Annotated in this window: 20 protein-coding genes; 8 read left to right on the plus strand and 12 right to left on the minus strand. The window is 71.5% G+C overall.

Annotated elements, in window-relative coordinates; genetic code table 11:
- Nucleotides 1-21: 21 nt before the first annotated feature.
- Nucleotides 22-1,092, plus strand: coding sequence for a beta family protein (locus AB0K35_RS21885; protein WP_238666492.1), 1,071 nt, complete (start codon nt 22-24; stop codon nt 1,090-1,092).
- Nucleotides 1,093-1,101: 9 nt separating this feature from the next.
- On the opposite strand, the gene AB0K35_RS21890 is transcribed toward AB0K35_RS21885, so the two are convergent.
- Nucleotides 1,102-1,383 carry an adhesin gene (locus tag AB0K35_RS21890; RefSeq protein ID WP_238666493.1) on the minus strand — a complete coding sequence of 94 codons (282 nt, stop codon included), beginning with the start codon at nt 1,381-1,383 and terminating at the stop codon, nt 1,102-1,104.
- A gap of 192 nt (nt 1,384-1,575) precedes the next feature.
- Nucleotides 1,576-2,700 (minus strand): NAD(P)-binding domain-containing protein, encoded by a 1,125-nt coding sequence (locus AB0K35_RS21895; RefSeq protein ID WP_363887161.1) that lies wholly within the window; start codon nt 2,698-2,700, stop codon nt 1,576-1,578.
- A 58-nt stretch (nt 2,701-2,758) separates the two neighbouring features.
- Between AB0K35_RS21895 and AB0K35_RS21900 the strand changes: the two genes are divergently transcribed.
- Nucleotides 2,759-3,475, plus strand: a complete 717-nt coding sequence (locus tag AB0K35_RS21900) for an aquaporin (protein WP_091393624.1) — start codon at nt 2,759-2,761, stop codon at nt 3,473-3,475.
- Between the two features lie 66 nt (nt 3,476-3,541).
- Nucleotides 3,542-5,125, plus strand: a complete 1,584-nt coding sequence (gene dacB, locus AB0K35_RS21905) for a D-alanyl-D-alanine carboxypeptidase/D-alanyl-D-alanine-endopeptidase (protein WP_363887164.1) — start codon at nt 3,542-3,544, stop codon at nt 5,123-5,125.
- Nucleotides 5,126-5,170: 45 nt separating this feature from the next.
- On the opposite strand, the gene AB0K35_RS21910 is transcribed toward dacB, so the two are convergent.
- From AB0K35_RS21910 to AB0K35_RS21920, 3 genes are all read right to left on the minus strand, one after another.
- Nucleotides 5,171-5,500, minus strand: coding sequence for a hypothetical protein (locus tag AB0K35_RS21910; RefSeq protein WP_030331319.1), 330 nt, complete (start codon nt 5,498-5,500; stop codon nt 5,171-5,173).
- A gap of 116 nt (nt 5,501-5,616) precedes the next feature.
- Nucleotides 5,617-6,453 carry a hypothetical protein gene (locus tag AB0K35_RS21915; RefSeq protein ID WP_363887167.1) on the minus strand — a complete coding sequence of 279 codons (837 nt, stop codon included), beginning with the start codon at nt 6,451-6,453 and terminating at the stop codon, nt 5,617-5,619.
- Nucleotides 6,454-6,750: 297 nt separating this feature from the next.
- The gene (locus tag AB0K35_RS21920) at nt 6,751-7,344 is read right to left on the minus strand and encodes a pentapeptide repeat-containing protein (RefSeq protein ID WP_238666497.1); all 594 of its coding nucleotides are present in this window, start codon (nt 7,342-7,344) and stop codon (nt 6,751-6,753) included.
- A 96-nt stretch (nt 7,345-7,440) separates the two neighbouring features.
- On the opposite strand from AB0K35_RS21920, the gene AB0K35_RS21925 reads away from it, so the two are divergent.
- Nucleotides 7,441-8,673 (plus strand): serine hydrolase domain-containing protein, encoded by a 1,233-nt coding sequence (locus AB0K35_RS21925; protein ID WP_238666498.1) that lies wholly within the window; start codon nt 7,441-7,443, stop codon nt 8,671-8,673.
- Between the two features lie 47 nt (nt 8,674-8,720).
- Here AB0K35_RS21925 and AB0K35_RS21930 read toward each other — a convergent pair whose 3' ends face one another.
- From AB0K35_RS21930 to AB0K35_RS21940, 3 genes are all read right to left on the minus strand, one after another.
- Nucleotides 8,721-9,782, minus strand: a complete 1,062-nt coding sequence (locus tag AB0K35_RS21930; RefSeq protein WP_238666499.1) for a hypothetical protein — start codon at nt 9,780-9,782, stop codon at nt 8,721-8,723.
- A gap of 80 nt (nt 9,783-9,862) precedes the next feature.
- Nucleotides 9,863-10,327 carry a PPOX class F420-dependent oxidoreductase gene (locus AB0K35_RS21935; protein WP_238666500.1) on the minus strand — a complete coding sequence of 155 codons (465 nt, stop codon included), beginning with the start codon at nt 10,325-10,327 and terminating at the stop codon, nt 9,863-9,865.
- Between the two features lie 42 nt (nt 10,328-10,369).
- Complete coding sequence (locus AB0K35_RS21940) at nt 10,370-11,008, minus strand: DUF6642 family protein (RefSeq protein WP_091393643.1); 639 nt, start codon at nt 11,006-11,008, stop codon at nt 10,370-10,372.
- Between the two features lie 305 nt (nt 11,009-11,313).
- Here AB0K35_RS21940 and AB0K35_RS21945 point away from each other — a divergent pair, with 305 nt between their 5' ends.
- The gene (locus AB0K35_RS21945) at nt 11,314-12,093 is read left to right on the plus strand and encodes a D-Ala-D-Ala carboxypeptidase family metallohydrolase (RefSeq protein ID WP_238666501.1); all 780 of its coding nucleotides are present in this window, start codon (nt 11,314-11,316) and stop codon (nt 12,091-12,093) included.
- Nucleotides 12,094-12,197: 104 nt separating this feature from the next.
- On the opposite strand, the gene AB0K35_RS21950 is transcribed toward AB0K35_RS21945, so the two are convergent.
- From AB0K35_RS21950 to AB0K35_RS21965, 4 genes are all read right to left on the minus strand, one after another.
- On the minus strand, nt 12,198-12,608 hold the full coding sequence (locus AB0K35_RS21950) for a hypothetical protein (RefSeq protein WP_112582266.1): 411 nt from the start codon (nt 12,606-12,608) through the stop codon (nt 12,198-12,200).
- An 88-nt stretch (nt 12,609-12,696) separates the two neighbouring features.
- Nucleotides 12,697-14,016 (minus strand): DUF234 domain-containing protein, encoded by a 1,320-nt coding sequence (locus AB0K35_RS21955; RefSeq protein WP_363887171.1) that lies wholly within the window; start codon nt 14,014-14,016, stop codon nt 12,697-12,699.
- 202 nt (nt 14,017-14,218) lie between these two features.
- Entirely contained in the window at nt 14,219-14,941 is a 723-nt protein-coding gene (locus tag AB0K35_RS21960) for a response regulator transcription factor (RefSeq protein WP_308193377.1), read from the minus strand.
- Nucleotides 14,929-16,179: a histidine kinase gene (locus tag AB0K35_RS21965; RefSeq protein WP_363887173.1), complete on the minus strand. Its 1,251-nt coding sequence runs from the start codon at nt 16,177-16,179 to the stop codon at nt 14,929-14,931. Before AB0K35_RS21965 ends, AB0K35_RS21960 begins: the two co-directional genes overlap by 13 nt.
- A 132-nt stretch (nt 16,180-16,311) precedes the next feature.
- On the opposite strand from AB0K35_RS21965, the gene AB0K35_RS21970 reads away from it, so the two are divergent.
- From AB0K35_RS21970 to AB0K35_RS21980, 3 genes are read left to right on the plus strand one after another with little or no spacing between them, the layout of a single operon-like run.
- On the plus strand, nt 16,312-17,208 hold the full coding sequence (locus tag AB0K35_RS21970; RefSeq protein ID WP_238666505.1) for an ATP-binding cassette domain-containing protein: 897 nt from the start codon (nt 16,312-16,314) through the stop codon (nt 17,206-17,208).
- Nucleotides 17,205-18,002 carry an ABC transporter permease gene (locus tag AB0K35_RS21975; RefSeq protein WP_238666506.1) on the plus strand — a complete coding sequence of 266 codons (798 nt, stop codon included), beginning with the start codon at nt 17,205-17,207 and terminating at the stop codon, nt 18,000-18,002. Before AB0K35_RS21970 ends, AB0K35_RS21975 begins: the two co-directional genes overlap by 4 nt.
- A gap of 2 nt (nt 18,003-18,004) precedes the next feature.
- Entirely contained in the window at nt 18,005-18,754 is a 750-nt protein-coding gene (locus AB0K35_RS21980; RefSeq protein WP_363887176.1) for a hypothetical protein, read from the plus strand.
- The last annotated feature ends 1 nt before the right edge of the window (nt 18,755 follow it).

Raw genomic sequence — 18,755 nt, forward strand, 5'->3', positions numbered from 1 at the left:
TATGCCTGGCTAGATTGAATTATGGTGCCCGCCCACGGGGGCCGGGCGGCGGCACCGGTCTACCGCCCCATCCTCGCCAACCGACGGGGCGAGCTTGAAGCCCTGAGCCACCTCGATCCCGCCCATGCCGCACTGGTCGCCCCGGTCCTGGAGATCGGCGCGATCGGTCGGTCCACGATGGACGCCATTCGCCGGCTGCCGTCCGGGCTGCTGCCCGCCATCGACGTCAGCGCACTGCCCGACATCCCCGAGGCGGAGCTGACCCGTTGGGGCGTGCCGGTGGTGCCGGTGATCGGGCTCTCCGAGAGCGACCACCGGCTGGTCGCGCACGGCGCGGCGGCGCGGGCGTACGGCCGGCGCGCGCTCATCCGACTGCGGGCCGGCCAGGACCGGGCCGGGCCGGACGCGAGCACCACCGCCGTGGAACGGATCTGGCGGTTCACCGGCCTCGCCCCGGAGGAGTGCGACCTGCTGGTGGACGCGGGGGACGTCTGCTGCCCGGCCGACGTGCGGACCGCCGAGCCCCGGGTACGCCACCTGCTGGACTGGGCACGCCGACACGCCTGGCGGTCGGTGACTGTGGCGGCGGGCGGTATGCCTCCGACGCTGTCCCGGTTGCCCACCGACGAGCCGGTCCAACTGGACCGCTGGGACTGGCAACTGTGGCGGCGACTGGCCGACACCGGGGTCGACTACGGCGACTACGGTGTCCACCCGGCTGGGCCGGGCGCCGGTGACAGTGGCGACCGGTTGCCGACGGTGCGCTACACCGACGACGGCAGCTGGTGGGTCTACCGCTGGGCGCGACGCGGCGGCCGGGGCGACGACAGGTTCGCCGACCTGTGCCGCACGCTGGTGTCGGCACCGCACTGGCCGATCACCGGTGCGGCCTTCTCCTGGGGTGACCATGAGCTGCTGCGCCGGGCCCGCCGTGGCGCCGGGGCCGGCTCGACCGCCAACTGGGCGGCGTGGAGCACCTCGCACCACCTGGCCCACGTGCTCGGCACGCTGTTGCATCCAGCAGGCGACGGCGCACCACGGTGGCACCCTGGGCAGGGGCCGCCACCGCAGCGGGGACGATCGCCACGCTGAAAGCCGGATCTACTGCTTCTCGGTGAAGCCGAACTGGATGATGCCCTCGTCGTCGACAGTGGCGTCCACCGACGCGTCGCCGAGCAGCTCGGCGGCGTCCTCGTCCAGGAAGATCCGCGCGCCCTGGTTGTCGACCACCCGATCGCCCTGCACCGGCTCGGGCACCAGCTCGACGGTGAGCGATCCCGCATCGGTGTCGGCGGCGATACGCACACCGCCGTCCTGGGCGACGTCCTGTTGGTTGGCGAGGTCACGGATGACGAGCACGGCGTTATCGGTCATGGTGAGCATTTGTGGAACTCCTCGTGGATTGTCGGCTCGCTGTCGGATACCGCGCGGACCGGACACTCGGCCCGCCTACGAGCACACGTGGGAGGCGACAGAGGGGCGAACGATCATCGCCGTCGCATCGAATCGGGGCAGCTGACGGCCCCGTCACTCCCACCGTGCCCGCTGGCCGGCCATCCGTCAAATAGAGCCAGGTCAGTGGAGAGCGGCGGCCGGCGCCAGCCAGGCGCGAATCTCGTTGACCGCCGCGCGGCCGGCCCGGTTGGCCCCGATCGTGCTGGCCGAGGGGCCGTACCCGACCAGGTGAATCCGAGCGTCGGCGACCACTCGGGTGCCGTCCATCGTGATACCGCCACCCGGCGCGCGCAGCCCCAGCGGGGCGAGATGGTCGATGGCCGCCCGGAAGCCGGTGCACCAGAGGATCACGTCCGCCGACACGTTCCTCCCGTCCGTCCAGGCCACCCCGTCGGGCGTGATCCGGTCGAACATGGGTAGCCGGTCGAGGACGCCGCGCTCGCGCAGGTGGCGTACCTCCGGGGTGACCGGAAGCCCGGTCACGCCCACCACGCTGCCCGGCGGCCGGCCGGAGCGGACCGCCTGCTCCACCCGGGCCACGGCGGCCCGACCCAGTTCCGGGCCGAACTCCTCCTCGTTGAACGTCGGCGGCCGGCGGGTCACCCAGGTGGTGGCCGCCGCGACGGTGGAGACCTCGCCGAGCAGTTGCACGGCCGAGGTGCCGCCACCGACCACCACCACGCGCAGGCCGGCGAACTCGGCCGGCCCTCGGTAGTCGGCGGTGTGCAACTGGCGTCCGCGGAACGTCGACCGGCCCGGGTAGTGCGGCCAGAACGGTCGCGTCCAGGTGCCGGTGGCGTTGATCAGGGCCCGGGCGGTCCAGGTGCCCCGGTCGGTGCGCACGTCGAGTCGTCCGTCCGGGCGGGAGTGAACCCCTCGGACCCGCACCGGCCGCCGCACCGGCAGGTCGAAGGCTCTCTCGTACGCGGCGAAGTAGGCGCTGACCTGCTCGGAAGCCGGGCGTTGTGGCTCGGTGGGCGGGAGCGGCAGCCCGGGCAGGTCATGGAAGCCGTGCACGCGGTCGAAGACCAGCGTCGGCCAGCGGTGCTGCCAGGCGCCGCCGGGCCCGTTGTCGGCGTCGAGGATGACGAAGCCGCTGTCGGGCGCGAAGCCGGTGCGGTGCAGGTGATAGCCGGCGCTCAGGCCGGCCTGCCCGGCACCGATCACCACGACGTCCGCGGAGTGGGTGTCCACGTGGGCTACAACGCGCCGGATGTCGCCGCTGTGCCCGTCCTCGACCGTCACGCCGATCACAGACAGCTATTCCGGCTTCGACCACCTGACCTGCGCCTACGCTGAGTTGATGAGCGACTTCCGTCGGTATGCGGGCGAGTTCCTCGGCACCCTGTTGCTGGTGTTCTTCGGGGTGGGCAGCGCGGTCGCCGCACGGGTCCAGGGCGGTGTGGTCGTGGTGGCACTGGCCTTCGGGTTCGTGATGGTGGCCCTCGTCTACACGATCGGCCCACTCTCCGGCAGCCACGTCAACCCAGCGGTGACCCTCGGTGTGCTGCTCTCCGGCAAGATCTCGGTGCTCGGGGCGGTGGCGTACTGGATCGCGCAGTTCGTCGGCGCGACGGTCGCGGGCTTCGTACTCTGGGCGCTCACCCGCTGGGGTGACGTGGCGGACCAGACCGGGGCCCTGGGCACCAACGGTTACGGCGCGCACATCAACCGGGGCGGCGCGGCGGTGCTGGAGGTCGTGCTGACCTTCCTCTTCGTGCTGGTAGTGCTGGTGGTGACGAGTCGGAGCGAGAATCCGGGCACCGCCGGGCTGGCCATCGGGTTGGCCCTGGCCGTGACCCAACTGGTGGGCGTGACGCTGACCGGCGCGGCGGTCAATCCGGCCCGCGCGTTCGGTCCGGCGGTCTTCGAGGGTGGTGTGGCGCTACGGCAGCTCTGGGTGTTCATCGTCTTCCCGCTGCTCGGTGGGGCGCTCGCCGCGCTGGTCGCGCCACTGGTGATGGGGGCGCAGCGGCACTACTGGGGTGGGCACGAGAAGACGGTCGGCGGGCCGAAGTAGCCCAGACGGCAATATCTTTCGCCTGAGACCCTTCTCCGGCGAATATCTCCGTGACAGCATCAGCGGATGCATCGTCGTCACTTTCCCCGGGCCCTCGCGCTGCTCGCGCTGGTCGCGACCGCGGCCACCGCCGCCGCGCCCGGCGCCACGGCCGAGTCGCCCACCCCCGCGACGACCCACCTGCGTGCCACCATCGACACGATCCTCGCCGACACCCGGCTGGCCGGCGCGCAGGCGTCGGTGGTCGTGGTCGACACCAGCACGGGACAGACGCTCTACGACCGCAACGGGGACCGCCGGCTGGTTCCCGCGTCCAACACCAAGCTGCTGACCTCGACGGCCGCCCTTGAGCTGCTCGGCCCGGGCCACCGCTTCAGCACCGACGTCCGGGCCAGCGGCAAGCGCCGTGCGGGCCTGCTCTCCGGCAACCTCTACCTGCACGGCGGAGGCGATCCGACAATGCTCGCCGCCGACTACGACGCGCTCGCCGCGCAGGTCGCCGCCGACGGCGTGCGGGTGGTCACCGGAAACCTGGTCGCCGACGACACCCGCTACGACCGCACCCGGCTCGGCCCCGACTGGACCTGGGACGACGAGCCCTACTACTACGCCGCCCAGGTCTCCGCGCTGACAGTGGCCCCGGACACCGACTACGACGCGGGCACCGTGATCGTGCACGCCGCACCGGCCGACCGGGCCGGCGCCCCGCCGGTGGTCACCACCATCCCCGCCACCGGGTACGTCCGCGTCGACAACCGCGCCCAGACGGTCAGCGACGGCGAGACCTCGATCTCGATCGAGCGCGAGCACGGCGGCAACACCGTCGTGGTGACCGGTCAGATCGCCGTCGGCGACGAGCCCGCCAGTGACTGGGTCACCGTCTGGGAACCCACCGGCTACGCGGCGGACGTGTTCCGGGCGGCGCTGCACCGACACGGCGTCCGGGTGCTCGGCCGGACGGTGCTCGGCCAGCCCACCCCGGAGACGGCCCAGCCGATGGCGCGTCACGACTCGATGAGTCTGGGCGAGTTGATGACGCCATTCTTGAAGCTGTCCAACAACGGGCACGCCGAGGTGTTGACGAAGGAGATCGGCCGGGTGCTCTCCGGTTCGGGCACCTGGACGGCCGGTCTCACAGCGATCAGCGAGTATGTCGCCGACACCGGAATGGACACCGGGAGACTGCGCCAGCGTGACGGCTCAGGGTTGTCAAGGCGCAACCTGATCCCGGCGGCGGAATTCGTCGACCTGTTGAGCGCCGTCCGCGCCGAACCGTGGTTCGCGACCTGGTACGCGGCACTGCCGATCGCCGGTCAGCCCGAGCGGTTCGTCGGCGGCACCCTGCGCAGCCGGATGGCCGGCACGCCGGCAGCGGGCAACGTGCACGCCAAGACCGGCAGCCTGACCGGTGTCTCCGGGCTCTCCGGCTACGTCACCAGCGCCGATGGTCGACTGTTGGCGTTCTCCATCCTGCTGAACAACTACCTCACGGCGTCGGTGAAGTCGCTCGAGGACCAGATCGCCGTGGCGCTGGCCGGTTTCCGTGAGGGTGGTGCGTCGACGGCACGGGTGGCCCGGCCGACGGTGCCGGAGACGCCGCGCACCCCGGAGGGCGTCGAGTGCTCCTGGGTGAAACCGATCACCTGCTGAGCGACGGCCGGGAGGCGCGTTCGCGCCTCCCGGCCCGGCGAGCGCTCAGGCCGGACGGTCCGGTGGGGGGACCACCGCCGTCGGGTCACCGCGTTCGATGAGCGCGGCGATCTCAGCGGCCCGCAGCCCGCGCAGCGCCAGCACCCGGGTGCCCCAGCGGTGCAGGCGGCACGGGTGCGGGCTGGCATCGTTGCGGCAGACCACACCCCCGGACCACCGGCGGGGGGCGTGCACCACCACCGCCCGTACGGCGAACTGGGTGTCCTCGCCCGTCACGTACGGCGGCAGGGGGATGTCGCGAAGAACCTCCCCGGACGCTTCACCGGTGCCGGACGAAGCGGCACGACGGACGCGGTGGGCGGTGCTGCTACTCATCTCCGCTGCCTCCACACTGGATGGTCGGATGGGGACAGCAGAAAGTTACGACCCATTCGACAGTCCGCGACGGACAAATTGTCCCGCCGTCCGACGCGCAGCGATCAGTCAGTCAGTCAACGCACCGTCACGGCCTGGAGGCCGACGTTCCCGCAGTGCGACGTGAAGACCTTCTCGACGGTCCAGTTCAGCAGCAGCCGGGCACCCTTCGGCGCTGTGAAGCGGATGGTGAACTGGGCGCTCTGACTGGTGTACGGGTCTTCCAGTTGGGCGGTGCTGGCGGGCCCGCCGGTGGACAGCCGCGCGTCCAGTCGCCCCCGCGCCATCCAGATGCCACCGTAGAGCTGGACCGTGCGCGGCTCACCACTGCCGGCGACGGCAAGGCTGAACCCGTTCCCGGCGCCGCAGGCGTAGACGCCGTTGGAGCTGCCGTTCGTCGACCGTTCCGGCGTGCCGTCAGCCCAGCGCACGTACTCCTGGTTGCCGTCCCAACCGACCCGCCGGCCTGGGCCGCCCCCGTCGATGATCTCACCGGAGCCCGACCGCTTGCGGTTCGTCGACCTGCCGCCACGCTCTCCCCAGTGCACCCAGTCCCGGGCGCCCACGGCAGTGAGGTCGACGATGGCGGGCATCTCGCCCCGGCTCACCGTCAGCGCCGGCGAACCGGGCTTCGGCGGTGGCGGGGCGGGCGCGCTGGCCGACGGCGTCGGGTCCGGCGAGGGTGGGCGCTGGCGCGGACGCAGGCCGGGCGTCGCCGGCCCCGCCTCGCCGGTGCGCACGTCGGCGGCCGGGAAACCGGGGGAACGGGCGGGCACGCCGCCCGGACCGGCCTGCTCGTCGTCGGGCGCCGGACCGGACCGGGTGGCGAGGTACGAGATCAACACCACCAGGCAGGCGAGTACGGCGGCTCCCTCCACCGCCCAGCGCCGCCGCTGTCGGGCACGGCGCAACACACTGCGGATCTTCCCAGCGGTAATGGCACGCGGACGGTGCCTCGGCGGCGCGTTGCCAGCCCTCGAACCAGCCCGCCGCGTGCGGTCTTCGTCCGCCACCGACCCCTCCAACTCCGCCGCCCGGCCAGTTTGGACCGCCGGGGACCACACCATTCACTGTGGGCAGTTTCACGTTTACCCGGGCGTGGACGACACGCTAGATCCGGACTGCCGGATGTGTCCAGCCCACAATGGGACGCTGTCGGACATCCCGGCCGCCCGGACGGGCACTTGGGCAGACCAGGAGCCCCTTTCGGGTCAGCCGATCCGGAAGCCGAGCAGTTGTGCGACGACCACTGCCTGCTCGACGTCGATCACGGCACCGGCCCGTTCGACGACCGTCGGGTCCAGCGCGGTGAGGTCGCTACCCCGCAGGTCGGCACCGCCGAGCCGGACATTGGTCAGCTGCGCCCCGGAAAGATCGACACCGGTGACCGTAGCACCGGTGAGATTGGCCCTGGTGAGGTCCACCTCGCGCATGCGCACCCCGGTCAGCCGGACGCCACGCAGGTCGGCGCCGGGCAACGCGACGAAGGACCAGTCACCGCCGTCCACCGTCAACGGACGCAGATCGCACTCGCTGAAGGTGCTGCCGACCAGCTTGCAGCCGGTGAACTCGGCCTCGAAGAAGTTGCACCGCCGAAACACGCAACGGGTGAAGGCGGAGTCGACATGGCGGGAGGCGTTGAACGCCACGTTGCCGAACGTGCACCCGGTGAAGACCGAGCCCCTGCTCACCGCCTCGGTCAGATCCACACCGAAGAACTCACAACCCACGAAGTGCCGGTCGGTCAACTCCTCGCCGTACCAGTCCTCGTTGCGGAAGGTCACGTCCTCGGTCAACTCCGGCATCCGGCCAGGCTAGTGGGCGCCGCCGACAGCCGACGGCCGGCAGGCCGGGGCCGGCCCCCTTCCGGCGTCGGTGTACCGGCGAGTACGTTCGGCGGCGTGAGTGTGGCTCGGAGCAAGGACCCGGATCAGATCGGTTTCGACAGGGCGCGGCTGTCGCGGATCGACGAGCACTTCGGCCGGTACGTCGACGACGGCCGGCTGGCCGGCTGGCAGGTGGTGGTCACCCGTCGCGGCGAGGTGGCGCACTCCTCGACGTACGGGCTGCGCGACCGTGAGTCGGGCGCACCGGTCGAGGCCGACACCCTGTGGCGGATCTACTCGATGACAAAGCCGGTCACCTCGGTCGCGGCGATGATGCTGTGGGAGGAGGGCCGGTTCGAGCTGACCGACGAGATCAGCCGCTGGCTGCCCGAGTTCGCCGACCTGCGGGTCTATTCCAAGGGGTCGGCGCTCAAGCCGTACACAGTCCCGGCGGTCGAACCGATCCGGGTCTGGCACCTGCTCACCCACACGGCCGGCCTGACGTACGGCTTCATGCAGACTTCGGTGGTCGACGGGCTCTACCGGGCCGCCGGTTACGACCTGTACCCGCCGGCGGACGTCGACCTGGCCGGCGCCTGCGCGGCGTTCGGCGAGCTGCCGCTACTGTTTCAGCCCGGCTCGGCGTGGGGCTACTCCGTCGCCACCGACGTGCTGGGCCGACTCGTCGAGGTGGTCTCCGGGCAGAGCCTCGACGCGTTCTTCGCCGACCGGATCTTCGGCCCGCTGGGCATGACCGACACCCGCTGGTGGGTGGAGGGCGACGAGGCCGATCGGCTGGCCGCGCTCTACGTACCGGATCCGCGCAGCGGCAGGGCCGTCCGCTACGACAGCCTGGGGTCGCTCGCGTTCAGCAAGCCGGCGCTGCTCTCCGGCGGTGGTGGCCTGATCTCCAGCGCCGCCGACTACCACCGGTTCACGCAGTTGCTGCTGCGCGGCGGGGAGCTGGACGGCGTCCGGCTCCTGGGGCCGCGCACGGTGCGGTTCATGACCCGCAACCACCTGCCCGGCGGCCAGGACCTGGGCACCCTGTCCACCGGTGGCTTCGCCGAGACCACCCTGGACGGGATCGGCTTCGGCCTCGGCTTCGCGGTGGTCGACGACCCGATCCCCAGCCGGGTGCCCAGCAGCGTCGGCGAGTACTACTGGGGTGGGGTGGCCAGCACGGCGTTCTGGGTCGACCCGGCCGAGGAGATCACCGCGCTGCTGTTCACCCAGCTGATGCCGTCCAGCACCTACCCGCTCCGCTCCCAGCTGCGCCAACTGGTCTACGCCGCGCTGACCGACTGAGCGGTGTGGGGCCCGTCGCCCGCGGCCGACGGACCCCACAGCTCGGGTCAGCGGAGCTGCTGCGCCTCGATCGCCCGGATCTTCGCCGGCTTGGTGGCGGAGAGGTTCGAGATCAGGTACGCGCGCACACTGCCGTCCGGGAACACCGCCCACAGGTCGGCCACGCCGTCGGCGTTCAGGTCGGCGGTGGTGAGGCCGCTGATCGCGACACCGGCGTTCCAGCCGGAGGCGAGCCGGTACTGCGTGTAGGAGAGCGTGCCGGTCCCGTCGCCGTTGTCGGTCATGGTGACGCCCTGCCAGAGGTAGAGGTCACCGGTGGTGGCGTTGCGCAGCACCAGCGCCGCCCCCGAGGCCAGCTCGGTGCTGGCCAGGGTCCAGTTCTGCCAGTCGGTGCCGCCGGTCGGAGTGGCGTTGCTCAGCGGCAGACGAGGGAAGTAGAGGCTGGGCGCCCCGATGTTCGGGTAGTAGGTAAGGCGGTAGCCGTTCGTCGAGTCGCCGACGATGCCCAGCAGATCCGCGATGCCGCTGTCGGCGCCGTCGGCCGTGTACCCGTTGACGAGTTGGACCGGAGAGTTGTCGTACTCGTCGACGAAGTATTCGCGGATGAGAGTGACCTGTCCGCTGCCGCGGTACGGGTTCACCATCGTCCCGTCGCCGACGCCCGCGATGAAGCTGCCGCCTCCGGCGTTGACGCCACCCGGGTAGTAGGCCAGGAAGTCCTGGTTCGCGGTGCCGAAGAAGCGGCCGGTGATCACCTGGGCGCCGTCGAAATCCGCGGCCGGGTCGTCGTTGCCGGAGACCCCGTTGCCATACACGCCGATGTTCACCGCCGGGACCTTCACGCGGCCAGTGCCGACGCCGGTGGTCGCGTTGACCCGGCCCCGCGCCGCCCAGACTCCGGAGTCGAGGCCCGTCGTGGGGCCGCCGACGGTCACCAGGTCCGGTACGCCGTCGCCGTTGAGGTCCTTGTCGACCGGGCCGGCCGCGGCCGGGCTCGGGGTGTTGGCCGGTGCGGCCTGGGCCGGCAGGGCCGGGGCGACGACGGCGAACGCGAGGGTGGCCGGCACCGCCCAGGCGAGCAGCCGGCGAGGAGCAGAAAGGTTGCTCATGGGTCCCCGTTCGGGTCAGTGGATCTTGCCTGGCTCACCGTAGTCGATGCGTACCAGCGGGTGGATCCACCGAACGAGGGTCAGTCGGCTAGGCGGGCCGGGAAGCCACCGGTGGCGATCGGACCCCAGGTGTCGATGGTGACCCGGATCAGCGACTTGCCCTGGCGCACCATGGCCGCCCGGTAGTCGTCCCAGTCCGGGTGCTCACCGGAGATGCTGCGGAAGTACTCGACCAGCGGCTCCAGTGCCTCGGGCAGGTCGAGCACCTCGGCGGTGCCGTCGATCTGCACCCAGGGGCCGTTCCAGTCGTCGCTGAGCACGCAGGCCGACACCCGGGGGTCGCGGCGGAGGTTACTCACCTTGGCCCGCTCCGGGTAGGTGGAGACGACCAGCCTCCCCTGCCCGTCGACCCCGGCGGAGACCGGGGAGGACTGCGGTCGCCCGTCGGCCCGGGTGGTCATCAGCACGACGCGGTGTCGCGGCCGGAGGAAGTCGAGCAGGCCGTCCCGGTCGACACTGGTGTTCCTTGCGATGCTGGGTGCCATTCCCCGTTCCTACCAGGGTGCGGGCGCAGCGCCGGCGGCGGGTCAGCGGGGTCGGGCCGCGGCGCGGTGCACCGCCTGGGTGGGCACCCGGGGGCGGCCGGACGGACGCCAGGCCCGACCGTTGGCGTAGATCACCCGAAAGCCGAGGTACGACGCGAGCGGCGCCCAGTGGGCTGAGCCCATCCGCAGCTCGGCGGCGTTGTGTCGCTGGCCGTTGGCGAGCACGTCGAGGAGCACGGTTTCGAAGGCCGCCGATTCGACCCAGTCGACTTCCCGGGTGAAACCGCAGATCAGAGCGGCGCCGGTGACCTCCAGGAACTCGCGCAGCACCGCGTCCGAGGCGCGCAGCACCGAGCAGCTGCCGAAATAGAGTCGCCGCCCCTCCGCGCGGCCGGCCATCAGCTCGGCCACCTCGTTCAACTCCACCGACTGCCAGTCGGTGAGGCAGAGCCGGCTCGGCTCACCGTGCATGGCGAAGAAGCCGACCCGGTGGTCGGCGTACTGCTTGAGCAGCCAACGGTCCAGGAAGTAGAACAACTCGTCGCGGGTGGCCGCGTCCTTGTGGATGAAGCGGATCTTGCCCAGCCGCTCCAGCAGCTCCAGCGTGGGCAGCACCGAGCCCCGCTCGTTGAGGTCACGGTGCCATTGACCCTCGACACAGAAGACGCCACCGCGTGCCACGCGCACCTCCGCCAGTCCGCCGACCCGGAGGTGACGTTACCGGCCACCATCGCCCCGGGAACATCGCCCTCCGTGTAGCAGATTGCGACGTTCGGTGTTATTCGCCGTAGGAGGGGCGATCGGTTAGGAATGGCTGTTTCGCAAATCAGCCGAATTCCCAGGCAATACCCAGGGACAGCGGATTATGAGCACAATTCTCGTTAACCACCGCCAACGGCACCGATCAGTGCGAGGGTGGAAATCACGGGACTTCTCGGTCGATGTCCTGGAGCCACCCCATTCGCTCTCCTATCGGGAGGACTTCTGTGCGCGTAAACACCTTGAAGCGGGTCGCCGTCGCATTCGCCCTGGCACTGCCCGGGGCCGCAATCGCCACGGTGATCGCCGCACCGGCGGCGTACGCGGACGGCTGTTACACCTGGAACCGCACCCTGAGCCAGGGGCGCTCCGGCGACGACGTCCGCCAGTTGCAGATCCGGGTCGCCGGATGGGCCGGCTACCGGGACATCGTGGAGAACGACGGCCGCTACGGGCCGAAGACCGCCGCCGCGGTCAAGCGGTTCCAGCAGGCGTACGGACTGCGCGCCGACGGCATCGCCGGCCCACAGACCTTCGCCAAGCTGTACCAACTCCAGGACAGCGACTGCACACCCGCGCACTTCACCTACAGCGAGCTGGACAACGGTTGCGGCGGAAGCGGGTGGAGCGGCGGCCCGCTGTCGGCGAACCAGACCAAGCAGAACGCGCTGCGCACCATGTGGAAGCTGGAGGCGCTGCGCAAGAGCCTCGGCGACAAACCGCTCTACGTGTCGAGCGGGTTCCGCAGTCGCGCCTGCAACAACCGGGTCGGCGGCGCGTCAGACAGCCAGCACCTGTACGGCAACGCGGCAGACGTCACCTCACGGACGTCCTCGCTGTGCCAGGTCGCCCGCGGCGCCCGTAACAACGGCTTCAGTGGGATCTACGGGCCGGGCTACCCCGACCACGACGACCACGTGCACGTCGACTCGCGTCGGGAGAACAACAGCGACAACAGCTCGAACACGACGAGCTGGTCCGCCCCGGACTGCGGGGTCGGCAACTGAGCCCACCCGCTCAGAGCGACGTCGGCCCGACGCGGAGGGGGAATCTTCGCGCCGGGCCGACGTCATGTCGCCCCGGGTCAGGTGGGCGGAGGGGTAGCGCGCGCTCAGCTCGCCCGGGGCCAGCGCGGCGCGGTGACGGGGGGAGTCACCGGCCGGCCAGCAGCGGTGGGCCGTACCCCCTGGGGGACGACCCGCGCGGCCTGTTGCCGCGAAGGCCCGGTTGCCGTGAACGGAAACGGCACGTGCACGAACGGATTGCCATGCCGGATCAACGCCTCGATCTGCCGCTCGTTGAGCCCGTGTGTCTCCAACACCCGACGCCCCCAGCGGTGCAGTCGGCACGGGTAGGAAGCGCCGTCGTTGCGGCACAGCGGCCCGGTGGGCCACTCCTCGGCGGTGTGCACGACCACCGCCCGGACCGCGAGCCGGACATCCTCGGGGGTCAGTGGTGCCGGCATCGGCACCTCACCCAGTACCTGATCGATGGGATCCGTCGACTGCTCACCAACTCGCACGGCAGGCCTCCCGCAGTTCGGCAGCGGTACGGCGGACCTACCGCACCGACATCCTCGGCCATGGATACGGCGGACACCGGACGAAAGTTCAATTCCGGTACGCGGTAAGCAGATCCTCCGCCGACAGCACCCGAACGCCGTCCACTGCGGTGCCGCTGCGCGACACGGCAACGACCGGTACCGACTCGTCGGCGCCGGGAAGCAGAGACCGATGCAGGAGCAGCCGGCCCAGGTCATGCGCGTCAAAGGGTCGGCTCTCCTGCCACTTGACCGATCCGACGAAGCTGATCCTTCGAGCGACTGGCGCACGGTCGGCGCCGACTAAGTCGATCTCCGGGTCGTTGGTCCGGGTCCAGTAGCCGCCGATGGTCGTCGCCTCGGCCGGGAGATGGTCGCCGGGCAGCCGGCGCAGCGCCTCCCGGACGACAGGTTCGATGGCCCGTCCCCGCCAGGACGTCCACGACCGGTCGATCCGGTCCAGGGTCAGGTCGCCACGGCCCCGCTCGATCTCGGGGAGGTGCGGCCCCAGGAACGACAACCAGAAGCGCAGATACGGATCGGCCACCGCGTACCGGGTCTCCCGCGACGGCTTGGTCGACAGCGGGACGGCGACCTCCACTGCCCGCTTCTGGGTCAGCAGGCGCAGGGCGCGGTTGAGGGACGCCTGTGGAAGGTCCCCTGCCGCGCGGGAGATCAGCGAGAAGGTCCGTTCACCGGAGCCGATCGCCCGCAGCACAAGACCCGCCTGGGACTGGGGCGGGAACTCCGCCGCCAGTGCCCGCTCACCGCTCACCAGCAGGGCAGAGGTCGGATCCCGTACCGCGTCGGCCAGATACTCGTGGACGGATGCACCGTTCGGCCACTCGTCGAGGATCAGCGGCAGACCGCCGGAGACCAGGTAGGCGTCGAAGGCGTCGGCGGCGGACAGGCCGAGCATGTCGCTGACGTCGGCCGGGCTCAGCGGCGGAATGACCATCTCCGTGGCGCGCTGGTGGAACGGCCGGCCGTAATCGTTGAGGGCTTCCATCATGGCCAGGTCCGATCCGACGCAGATCAGGAGAACCGGCCGTCGGGACAACTCGCGATCGAAGACCTTCTGCAGCGTTCCCTCGAAGCCCGGGTCGCCCGCGATGAGGTACGGCATCTCGTCTAGGACGACGACGCTCGGCCGGTCGGACGGCAGCGCGGCCGCGAGCAGGGTCAGCGCGGCGTCCCAGGTCTGTGGTTGCTGTTCACGCAGAATCTGAGCGCCCGGCAGCGTCGAGGCGGCCGCCTCCTCAACGAAGAGGGCGAGCTCAGCGGCGACGGTCGGCTGCGCGGAGGCGGTGAAGAAGAGGTACGGCACCCCGGCCCGCTCCACGAACTCCTCGACCAGGCGGGACTTTCCTACCCGCCGGCGACCTCGCATGAGAAGGGCTCGCCCGGGCCGACCGGCACGGCCACCCTGTTGCACGCGGGACAGCATGCCGCCCAGGAGGTGGAGCTCACGGTCCCGCCCGACAAAGCCGTCCACGGTCACTCCTGACACTACCAACGATGAAACAACCAAGAATGAGTGTAACCTCGTCCGTGTTGGTGCGCCCGCCAATCTGGCCTGGTGCGACCGCTCGTCAGACCAGGCCGGCGTCGTGCACGAGCAGCGCCACCTGGACCCGGTTGTTCAGCTCCAGTCGGGTCAGCAGCCGGGAGACGTACGCCTTCACCGTCGCCACGCTCATGAACAACTCCCCCGCAATCTCCGCGTTGGTGTGCCCCCGCCCCAGCGCGACCGCCACCTGCCGCTCCCGCTCGCTGAGCCCGGTGAGCTGTCGCAGCGCCCGTGCCCGGCGCGGATCCGGGCCGACCGGGCCGGGAGCGGCGGCGGTCACGTGGGCGATCAACGTCCGGGTCACCGTCGGCGAGAGCGTCGCCTCGCCCGCCGCGACCCGGCGTACGGCGTGCACGATCTCCGCCGGCGGGGTGTCCTTGAGCAGGAAACCGGCCGCCCCGGCCCGGAGCGCCCGCAGCACCTGCTCGTCCGCGTCGAAGGTGGTCAGCACCAGCACCTCCGGCGGGTGCGGTTGGGCACGCAGCGCCTCGGTGGCGGTCAGCCCGTCGACCCGGGGCATCCGGATGTCCATCAGCACCACGTCCGGGGCGTACGCGGCGACGGCAGCCGGCACCTCACCACCGTCGGCCGCCTCGCCGACCACCGTCAGGTCCGGCAGACCGCCGAGGATCATCGAGAGCCCCGCCCGGACCAGCGCGTCGTCGTCCACGATCAGCACGCGCACCGGCGGCACATCCGGGCCGGCCGGCCCGGCCGCGTCCGGCGGCCCGGTCACGCCGGCCACGGCAGCCAGGCGGCCAACCGGAAGTCACCGCTGTCGTCACGACCGTAGGCGAGCCGCCCGCCGGCCAGTGTGACCCGTTCGCTGATGCCGACCAGGCCGGTGCCGGCACCCGGCAGTGTGCCGCCGGCCGGCGCCCCGACCGGCCACCGGTTACCGATCGCCACTGTCAGCCCGGCGCCCGGACCGCCGGCCACGTCTACCCTGACGGCCGCGCCGGCAGCGTGCTTACGGGCGTTGGTCAGCCCCTCCTGCACGATCCGGTACGCGGCCCGGCCCAGCGCCGCCGGCACCTCCCCCGGGCTGGCGACGCTGTCGCTGACGTTGACCCGCACCCCGGCCGACCGTGATTCCGCGATCAGGGCCGGCAGGTCGGCGAGGGTGGGCTGCGGCGGCTCGGGGGCGTCGCCACCGTCGTCCTCGGCCCGGAGCACCCCGATCACCTCCCGCAGGTCCTGGAGGGCGGCGTGCGCGCTGCCCCGGATCACCCCGGCGGCCCGGGCCACCTCGTCGGCCGGCGCGTCCGGGCGGAACTCCAGCGCACCCGCGTGCAGGCTGAGCAGGGAGATCCGGTGAGCCAGCACGTCGTGCATCTCCCGGGCGATCCGGGTGCGTTCGAGGTGGCGGGCCTGGGTGACCCGCAGCTGCTGCTCCGCCTCGGCCCGCTCGGCCCGCTCGCGCAGCGACACGATCAACTGCCGGCGGGCCCTGACGAACATCCCCCAGGCCAGCACGGAGAAGCTGAGCACCACGCCCCAGGACACGGTGGCCCAGTACGGCATGCTCGGATCCGGGCGTGTCCAACTGAAGACCAGGTTGGTGACGAGACCCGCACCGGTGACCGCGATCGCGATGGCGGTCCGTCGGTGCACCACCACGGTGAAGTAGAAGATCAACAGCGGGATGGCGGCGGCCATCGAGAACAGGGTCAGCGGTGTCGTCGCCACCACCAGCCCGAGCGGCCACCGTCGGCGCAACCAGAGCAGCCCGCAGCAGACCAGCCCGATCACCGCGTCGGCGCCGGTCATCCAGTCGTGCGGGAGCGGGGCGGCCATCGCCGGGTCGGGCGACAGGGCGTCGGCGGTGGCGAACAGCACCCAGACCACGGAGACCAGGAACGCGAGGCTGTCCACGATCCAGTCGCGGGTGGTGCGGCGCGGGCGCGGACGCCCACTGTCGGCCGGCACCACCAGCTCCCCTGGCAGCAGCCAGGGGTGCTCCGGGACGGCGATGCTGGTCACGAGGCCATGCTAGGCAGACGATGGTCGGCCCGACCAGCTACCAAAGTCGAGAGCCACCGGTCGACCAAGGTCGACACGGCACCGACCGCTGGCCGCAGCGGATGGCCGGGTGGCGCGGGCAGGCTCAACCGCATGATCACCGTAGAGAACCTCACCAAGCGATACGGGCCACACCCGGCCGTGGACGACGTGTCGTTCCAGTGCCAGCCGGGCACCGTCACCGGCTTCCTCGGACCCAACGGGGCCGGCAAGTCGACCACCATGCGCATGATCTGCGGGCTGACCGCGCCGACCGCCGGCCGCGCCACCGTCTCCGGGCACCCGTACCGGGAGCTGCCCAACCCGGGGCGGGAGGTCGGGGTGTTGCTGGACGCCTCCGCCCAGCACGCCGGGCGCACCGGCCGCGAGGCGTTGACGCTGTCCGCGTACACGATGGGTCTGGACCGGCGCGAGGTCGCCGCGAAGCTCGACCTGGTCGGGTTGAACGCGGTGGCCGCGAAGCGTCGGGTACGGGCGTACTCGCTGGGAATGCGCCAACGGCTCGGGCTGGCGCACGCGCTGCTCGGCGACCCCCGGGTGTTGATCCTCGACGAGCCGGCCAACGGCCTGGACCCGGAGGGGATCTTCTGGATGCGCGGCCTGCTGCGCGACTTCGCCGACCGGGGCGGCACCGTGCTGCTCTCCTCCCACCTGCTGCGCGAGGTGGAGGCGGTCGCGGACCGGCTGGTGGTTATCGGGGGTGGCCGGATCGTGGCCCAGGGCGACAAGAACGAGTTGCTGGCCGGCGGCGGCACCGTGGTCCGGGCCCGCGACAGTGCGGCGCTGCGCCGGGCGCTGGAGGTGGCCAACCTGAGCGCCGCCGACAGCTCGGAGGGGCTGCTCGTGCAGGCCGACGCCGAGGCGGTCGGCCAGGCCGCCGCCGATGCCGGCGTCGCGTTGGCCGAGCTGCGCCCCGCCAGCGGCGGCGGACTGGAACAGCTCTTCCTCACCCTGACCGCCGGCGAATCGACCAAGGAGGCCGTCCGATGACCACCACCACCGCGCCCGCCGCCGGTGCCGTCGCACCCCGGCAGCACACTGCGGTACGCCGACCGTCGCTGCTCCGGCTCACCGCCGTGGAGGTGCGCAAGCTCGTCGACACCCGGGCCGGTCGCTGGCTGATGATCACCATCGGTCTGGTCACCGCCGCGATCGTCACCCTGCAACTGATCTACGCCGGGGACGCCGACCAGACCTTCCTCAACTTCTTCGTCCCCTCGCTGCTACCGGTGTCGGTGCTGCTGCCGGTCCTGGGCATCCTGTCGATCACCAGTGAGTGGTCGCAGCGCACCGCACTCACCACGTACGCCCTGGTGCCCCGCCGGGAGCGGGTGGTCGCCGCGAAGCTGATCGCCGTGTCACTGACCGCGCTCGCCTCGGTGCTGGCCAGTCTCGCCGTCGCCGCCGTCGGCACGCTGGTGGCGTCCGCCACCGGCGGGGCGGGCACCTGGCAGTTCGACTGGTCGCTGGTCCTGAACGCGGGGATCCTCCAGGTCACCAGCGTGCTGATGGGCGCCGCCTTCGGTCTGCTGCTGCTCAACCCGCCGCTGGCGATCGTCGGCTACCTGCTGCTGCCCACCCTGTGGGGGGTGCTCGGCGAGATGGTCAAGCCGCTGCGCGGTCCGTCCGAATGGCTGGACACCAGCAAGACCATGGAACCGCTGTTCAGCAGCGACGCCGTCACCGGCGAGCAGTGGGGCCGGGTAGCGGTCTCCCTGCTGGTCTGGATGGTCCTCCCGCTGGCCGCCGGCCTGTTCCGGACGCTGCGCCGCGAGGTGTCCTGACCATGGACGTGGCCCGCTACCGTCCGCGCACTGTGGTCAGCGGCGGCCCGCTGGAGCTGGCGGTCATGTGGGGTGGCTTCCCGCTGCTCGGCGCGGGCGCCGGATGGCTCCTCGCGGCGGCGACGGGCTGGCTCGCCCGGCTGCCCTGGGTGCCGTTCAGCGACCTGATCGAGTGGTTGGACCGGCTGCCCGAGCCGCAGGCCACCGCCGCCACCATCGGGGTGGGCGTCCTGGCCGGCCTGGTCATCGCCGGGATCGGCACCGCCGAACGGCTGATCGTCACGGTCGACGGGGCGCAGGTCCAGCTGCGCCGCTCTGATGAGAACCGGACCATCGCCCGGGTCGACACCCGGGTGGTCTTCCTCGCCAACAAACATCTGGTGCTGCTGGACGCCGACGGCGCGGAACTGGTCCGGGAGTCGACGGACCTGCCGGCCGCCCAACTGGCCGCGGCGTTCCGGGAGCACGGCTGGGGCTGGGCGGACGACGACCCGCACCGGTCGGCGTACCGGCTGTGGGTTCCGGACCTGCCCGGGTTGCCGGCCGGCGCGGACGCGCTGCTGCGCGCCCGGGACCGGGCCATCGAGCGGGACCGCCGCGACGACACCCGGGAGTTGCGCCGCGAGCTGGGGCAGATCGGGGTGGTGCTGCGCGACGAGGGCAAGCGGCAATACTGGCGGTTGACCACCCGGGCCCTCGCCTCCGGGCCGGAGCGGCCGACTTCGGCCGAGCGGGAGGCGGACGGGCGGTAGC

This window comes from Micromonospora sp. NPDC053740, assembly GCF_040677775.1.
GTDB lineage: Bacteria > Actinomycetota > Actinomycetes > Mycobacteriales > Micromonosporaceae > Micromonospora > Micromonospora alfalfae.

What these genes read in the sequence shown, in the direction of transcription:
- AB0K35_RS21910 (WP_030331319.1), bottom strand. Translation starts at nt 5,500, where the DNA reads ATGAGTAGCAGCACCGCCCACCGCGTCCGTCGTGCCGCTTCGTCCGGC.
- AB0K35_RS21980 (WP_363887176.1), top strand. Translation starts at nt 18,005, where the DNA reads ATGGACGTGGCCCGCTACCGTCCGCGCACTGTGGTCAGCGGCGGCCCG.
- dacB (WP_363887164.1), top strand. Translation starts at nt 3,542, where the DNA reads ATGCATCGTCGTCACTTTCCCCGGGCCCTCGCGCTGCTCGCGCTGGTC.
- AB0K35_RS21900 (WP_091393624.1), top strand. Translation starts at nt 2,759, where the DNA reads ATGAGCGACTTCCGTCGGTATGCGGGCGAGTTCCTCGGCACCCTGTTG.
- AB0K35_RS21920 (WP_238666497.1), bottom strand. Translation starts at nt 7,344, where the DNA reads ATGCCGGAGTTGACCGAGGACGTGACCTTCCGCAACGAGGACTGGTAC.
- AB0K35_RS21935 (WP_238666500.1), bottom strand. Translation starts at nt 10,327, where the DNA reads ATGGCACCCAGCATCGCAAGGAACACCAGTGTCGACCGGGACGGCCTG.
- AB0K35_RS21890 (WP_238666493.1), bottom strand. Translation starts at nt 1,383, where the DNA reads ATGCTCACCATGACCGATAACGCCGTGCTCGTCATCCGTGACCTCGCC.
- AB0K35_RS21885 (WP_238666492.1), top strand. Translation starts at nt 22, where the DNA reads ATGGTGCCCGCCCACGGGGGCCGGGCGGCGGCACCGGTCTACCGCCCC.
- AB0K35_RS21975 (WP_238666506.1), top strand. Translation starts at nt 17,205, where the DNA reads ATGACCACCACCACCGCGCCCGCCGCCGGTGCCGTCGCACCCCGGCAG.
- AB0K35_RS21970 (WP_238666505.1), top strand. Translation starts at nt 16,312, where the DNA reads ATGATCACCGTAGAGAACCTCACCAAGCGATACGGGCCACACCCGGCC.
- AB0K35_RS21930 (WP_238666499.1), bottom strand. Translation starts at nt 9,782, where the DNA reads ATGAGCAACCTTTCTGCTCCTCGCCGGCTGCTCGCCTGGGCGGTGCCG.
- AB0K35_RS21955 (WP_363887171.1), bottom strand. Translation starts at nt 14,016, where the DNA reads ATGCGAGGTCGCCGGCGGGTAGGAAAGTCCCGCCTGGTCGAGGAGTTC.